This is a genomic window from Faecalibacterium butyricigenerans (assembly GCF_020687345.1).
Taxonomy (GTDB): domain Bacteria; phylum Bacillota; class Clostridia; order Oscillospirales; family Ruminococcaceae; genus Faecalibacterium; species Faecalibacterium butyricigenerans.
Map to the genome: position 1 here is coordinate 1 of NZ_JAJEQL010000059.1, position 4,980 is coordinate 4,980.

A 4,980-nucleotide genomic window follows, 5' to 3' on the forward strand; every position below is an offset into this window, starting at 1 on the left:
GGAGAGTGGAGTCCAGAGGTAGGGAGGGGGGAGTCGAAACACCCCTCCCTGCCTCTGGCCCGCGCGGAGCGCAAGCCACTTGACCAAAAGAGAAAACATCCCCCGCGCTACCAGCGCGAGAAGGATTTCGGGTTCTCTTTTGGCACGCAAAAGAGAACATTAACCTAGCGTAAGAGCGCTCTGCCCCGCGCCACAAGCGCGCGCACCCGTTCATCTTATAAATTATAAAATCACAGCAGCGTCATCTGCTCCCCTTCATCCTCCGCCCGGATGAGCGCACCGGTCGCAGGCAGGCTGCGGACACGGTAGCGGTGGGGGTTGGCCAGCTCCAGCGTATCCGCCGGGACGACGGAGGCGATGGTCTGGTTCTTTTTCAGGGTCACGACCGCCACGCCCTGACTGTCGCGGGTGGCCTTGGCGGCGATCTGCGCCGTGCTGACCAGCAGCATCCGGCCCGCACTGGTGCGGATGGCAAGCTCCGTCTCCTCCGGGAGGAAGAGCATCGCCGCCAGCGGCTCCTTGTCGCAGTAGGCTTTCAGCAGCTTGCGGCGGTTCTGTTTGGTGGCGTAGGAGCTGAGCGGGATCTTCGCGCACTTGCCGCTGGCGAAGAAGAAGAGCATCTGCCCGCTGTAGTCGGAGGTAATGACCATCGAGAGGATGGCTTCGCCCTCATCCATGCCCAGCCGGCCCGGCAGATAAATGCCCATCTGGGCCACCTTGCCGTCTTCCAGCTCTGCCAGACGCACCTTGTACACCTGCTGCCGGTCGGTGAAGAAAAGCGCTTCCACATTGTTCCGCGTCTCCACCTGCCGGATGATCTCGTCGCCCTCCTTGAGCTTGTGGGCACCGGCTGTGCGGAGGCTCTGGGGCGGGATCTTCTTCAGGTAGCCCTCGCGGGTGAAGAAGACGGTGACGGGATAATCCGGCACAGCCTCTTCTTCGGCGCCGCCCTCTTCCTCGGGCAGGTCGTACAGGATCTCGCTGCGGCGGGGCTGGCCGTACTTCTTTGCCACGTCGCCCAGCTCCTTGATGATGATCCTGCGGATGCGGGCGGGCTTTGCGAGGATGTCGTTCAGGTCGGCGATGTCGGCTTCCAGCTGCTCGATCTCGCCGGTGCGCTTGAGGATATATTCCCGGTTGAGATGGCGCAGCTTGATCTCCGCCACATAGTCGGCCTGTACTTCGTCGATGCCAAAGCCGATCATCAGGTTGGGCACGACCTCCGTCTCCTCCTCCGTGGTGCGGATGATGTGGATGGCCTTGTCGATGTCCATCAAAATCGCCGCCAGACCCTTGAGCAGGTGGAGGCGCTTTTCCTTGCCGTGGAGGTCGTAGTAGGTGCGGCGGCGGACGCACTCCATCCGGAAGGCCGTCCACTCCTGCAAGATCTCCCGCACGCCCATGACCCGGGGCTGGCCCGAGACGAGGATGTTGAAGTTGCAGCTGAAGCTGTCTTCCAGCGGGGTGGCCTTGAAGAGCTTGGCCATCAGCTTGTCCGCGTCCACGCCCCGCTTGAGGTCGAGGGTGAGCTTGAGGCCGTTCAGGTCGGTCTCGTCGCGCATATCGCTGATCTCCTTGACCTTGCCCGTCTTGACCAGCTCGGCGATCTTGTCCATGATGGCTTCCACCGTGGTGGTGGGCGGGATCTGGGTGATCTCGATCATATTTTCGCCCGGCACAGCGGCGTATCGGGCGCGCACCTTCACGCTGCCCCGGCCATTCTCGAAGATGTCCCGCATCTGGGCTTCGTCGTATAAGATCTGACCGCCGCCCACGAAATCCGGGGCGGGCATGGTGGTGGCGATGTCGTGGCCGGCATCCTTCATGAGGGCGATGGTGGTGTTGCACAGCTCCGCCAGATTGAAGGAGCAGATGTTGCAGGCCATGCCGACGGCGATGCCCAGCGTATTGTTGGCCAGAATGGTGGGGAAAGTCACGGGCAGCAGGGTCGGCTCGGTGGTGGTGCCGTCGTAGTTGGGCACGAAGTCCACCGTCTCCTTGTCGATGTCCCGGAACAGCTCTTCGCAGACGCTTTCCAGCTTGGCTTCGGTGTAGCGGGCTGCGGCGCAGGACATATCCCGGCTGTAGGCCTTGCCGAAGTTGCCCTTGCTGTCCACGAAGGGCACCAGCAGGCTCTCGTTGCCCCGGCCCATGCGCACCATCGTGTCGTAGATGGCGGCGTCGCCGTGGGGGTTGAGGTGCATGGTGCTGCCCACGATATTGGCCGACTTGGTGCGGGCGCCCTTGATGAGGCCCATCTCATACATCGTATACAGCAGCTTGCGGTGGGCGGGCTTGAAGCCGTCGATCTCCGGCAGGGCGCGGCTGACGATGACACTCATAGCGTAGGGCATATAGTTCGTTTCCAGCGTGCGGGTGATGGGGTCTTCCAGCACGCTGCCAGCGTTCAGTATTTCGACGCCCTCGCCCAGCTGGGGGCGGACAGGCTTCAGGGTCTTTTTGCTTGATTTCTTTGCCATTTTCTATCCTCTTTAAGACACATCCAGATCATCCAGATACTCCGCGCCGTGCTGGGCGATATGCTCCTTGCGTCCGGCGAGGTTGTCGCCCAGCAGGATGTCGAACACCTGCGCGGTGCGCTCCACGTCGGTGGGCATCACCTTGATGAGGCGGCGGCTCTCGGGATTCATGGTGGTCAGCCACATCATCTCGGGGTCGTTCTCGCCCAGACCTTTCGAACGCTGGATGGTGTATTTCTTGTCGCCGATCTCCTCGAGGAAGGTGGCCTTCTCCGGCTCGGTGTAGGCAAAATAGGTCCGGTCTTTTGTCGTGATCTCGTACAGCGGCGACTCTGCGATATAGACATAGCCCTCGTTGATGAGGGTGGGGGTCAGCCGGTAGAGCATGGTGAGCACCAGCGTGCGGATCTGGTAGCCGTCCACATCGGCATCGGTACAGATGACGATCTTGTTGAAGCGGAGGTTGTCGAGGTTGAAGGTGGCCAGCTCCTTATTGTGCTTGCCGCCCAGCTCGACGCCGCAGCCCATGACCTTGATGAGATCCACGATGACGTCCGACTTGAAGATACGGGCATAATCGGCCTTGAGGCAGTTCAGGATCTTGCCCCGGATGGGCATGATGGCCTGATATTCGCTGTCGCGGCTGGTCTTGACCGCGCCCATAGCCGAGTCGCCCTCCACGATATACAGCTCCCGGCGGGAGGCGTCCTTGGTGCGGCAGTCCACGAACTTCTGCACCCGGTTGGCGAGGTCGATCTGGGTCGTGAGGGTCTTTTTGATGCTCTGGCGCGTCTTTTCGGCGTGCTCACGGCTCTGCTTGTTGACCAGCACCTGCTGGCAGATCTTCTGGGCCTCGTCGGGCTTTTCGAGGAAGTAGACCTCCAGATAGTGCTTGAGGAAGTCGGTCATGGCCTGCGAGACGAACTTGTTGGTGATGGCCTTCTTGGTCTGGTTCTCGTAGCTGGTGCGGGTGGAGAAGCTGGACGAGACGTAGACCAGACAGTCCTGCACATCCTGAAAGCTGATGGCGCTCTCGCCCTTTTTATAGAGGTTCTTGTCCTTGAGATACTTGTTGATCTGGTAGACAAAGGCCGTGCGGACGGCGTGCTCCGGGCTGCCGCCGTGCTCGAGCCAGGACGAGTTGTGGTAATACTCCAACATCTGCACCTTGTTGGAGAAGCAGAACGCCGCGCTCATCTTCACCTTATATTCGGGCTGGTCGTCGCGGTCGCGGCCGGTGGCCTCGCTCTCGCAGCTGAACACCGGGGTCAGGCTGTCTTCGCCCGCCGTCTCAGCGACGTAGTCGGCGATGCCGTGCTCGTAGCACCAGCTCTCCTTCCACGGTTTGCCGGTGGCCGGGTCTTTCTCCTTCTCATCGGTGAAGTTGAGGGTCAGGCCCGCGTTGACGACGGCCTGACGGCGGAGAACATCCTTGTAGTAGCTGCCGGGCACATCGATGTCGGTAAAGACCTCGTCGTCCGGCTTCCAGTGGATGATGCTGCCGGTGCGGCGTCCCTTGAACGGCTCTTTGTGCAGGCCGCCCACATTCTCGCCCTTCTGGAAGTCGAGATGATAGTGGAAGCCGTCGCGGTAGATGTCGGCGGTCATCCACGCCGAGGCGTACTGGGTGGCGCAGAGGCCCAGACCGTTCAGGCCGAGGCTGAATTCGTAGTTGTCCTCCCCCTCGCCGTACTTGCCGCCTGCGTACATCTCGCAGAAAAGCAGCTCCCAGTTGTAGCGCTCTTCGCCCTTGTTCCAGTCCACGGGCATACCGCGGCCAAAGTCCTCGACGATGACGCTGCCATCCTTGCAGCGGGTGACGTTGATGGTGTCGCCGTGGCCGTCACGGGCCTCGTCGATGGAGTTCGAGACGATCTCGAAGATGGAGTGGGCGCAGCCCTCCACGCCGTCCGAACCAAAGATGACGGCCGGGCGCTTGCGCACACGGTCCGCGCCCTTCAGCGAGGTAATGCTTTCGTTGCCATATTCCTGTTTTTTTGCCATGCTGCTCCTCCCGGCCCCGGAATGGTCTGCTGCGGGGCCGTCTCAAACGCTTTTGCTATATATAGGTATATATCTCCCCTTGTCGGGAAAAAAGCGATTTTTGTCATTCCTTTTCATTAAACCATAGGTTGTTGCCAATGTCAATTCTTCTTTCTCATTCTGCTCCTTTCCTCCTGCCCTCTCAAAACCGCCGAAAAAGTCTGTCTTATTTTGGTCGATGGCACGGCAAAAATAAAGAAATTTCAAAAATTCTCAAAAAAATTTGCATTTACCCCTTTACAAAATCGAAATTTCAGGTATAATAATCATCGTCCGGTGCGCCTCTGTAGCTCAGTCGGTAGAGCAGGGGACTGAAAATCCCCGTGTCATTGGTTCGATTCCGATCGGAGGCACCAGTCAGGAAACCCAGCAGGGTTTCCAATATGCGGCCGTAGCTCATCTGGTAGAGCGCCACCTTGCCAAGGTGGAGGTAGCGAGTTCGAGCCTCGTCGGCCGC

Annotated in this window: 3 protein-coding genes and 2 tRNA genes; 2 read left to right on the forward strand and 3 right to left on the reverse strand. The window is 60.0% G+C overall.

Annotation, left to right across the window (positions count from 1 at the left end):
* Positions 1-230: 230 nt before the first annotated feature.
* From LKD23_RS12590 to LKD23_RS12600, 3 genes are read right to left on the reverse strand one after another with little or no spacing between them, the layout of a single operon-like run.
* The gene (locus LKD23_RS12590) at positions 231-2,480 is read right to left on the reverse strand and encodes a DNA gyrase subunit A (protein WP_227621922.1); all 2,250 of its coding nucleotides are present in this window, start codon (positions 2,478-2,480) and stop codon (positions 231-233) included.
* Between the two features lie 12 nt (positions 2,481-2,492).
* Positions 2,493-4,484: a DNA gyrase/topoisomerase IV subunit B gene (locus LKD23_RS12595; RefSeq protein WP_227621923.1), complete on the reverse strand. Its 1,992-nt coding sequence runs from the start codon at positions 4,482-4,484 to the stop codon at positions 2,493-2,495.
* 42 nt (positions 4,485-4,526) lie between these two features.
* Entirely contained in the window at positions 4,527-4,730 is a 204-nt protein-coding gene (locus tag LKD23_RS12600; RefSeq protein ID WP_227621924.1) for a hypothetical protein, read from the reverse strand.
* A gap of 73 nt (positions 4,731-4,803) precedes the next feature.
* Here LKD23_RS12600 and LKD23_RS12605 point away from each other — a divergent pair.
* Positions 4,804-4,879: transfer RNA gene (locus LKD23_RS12605), tRNA-Phe, on the forward strand.
* A 29-nt stretch (positions 4,880-4,908) separates the two neighbouring features.
* Positions 4,909-4,980 (forward strand) — tRNA-Gly (locus tag LKD23_RS12610).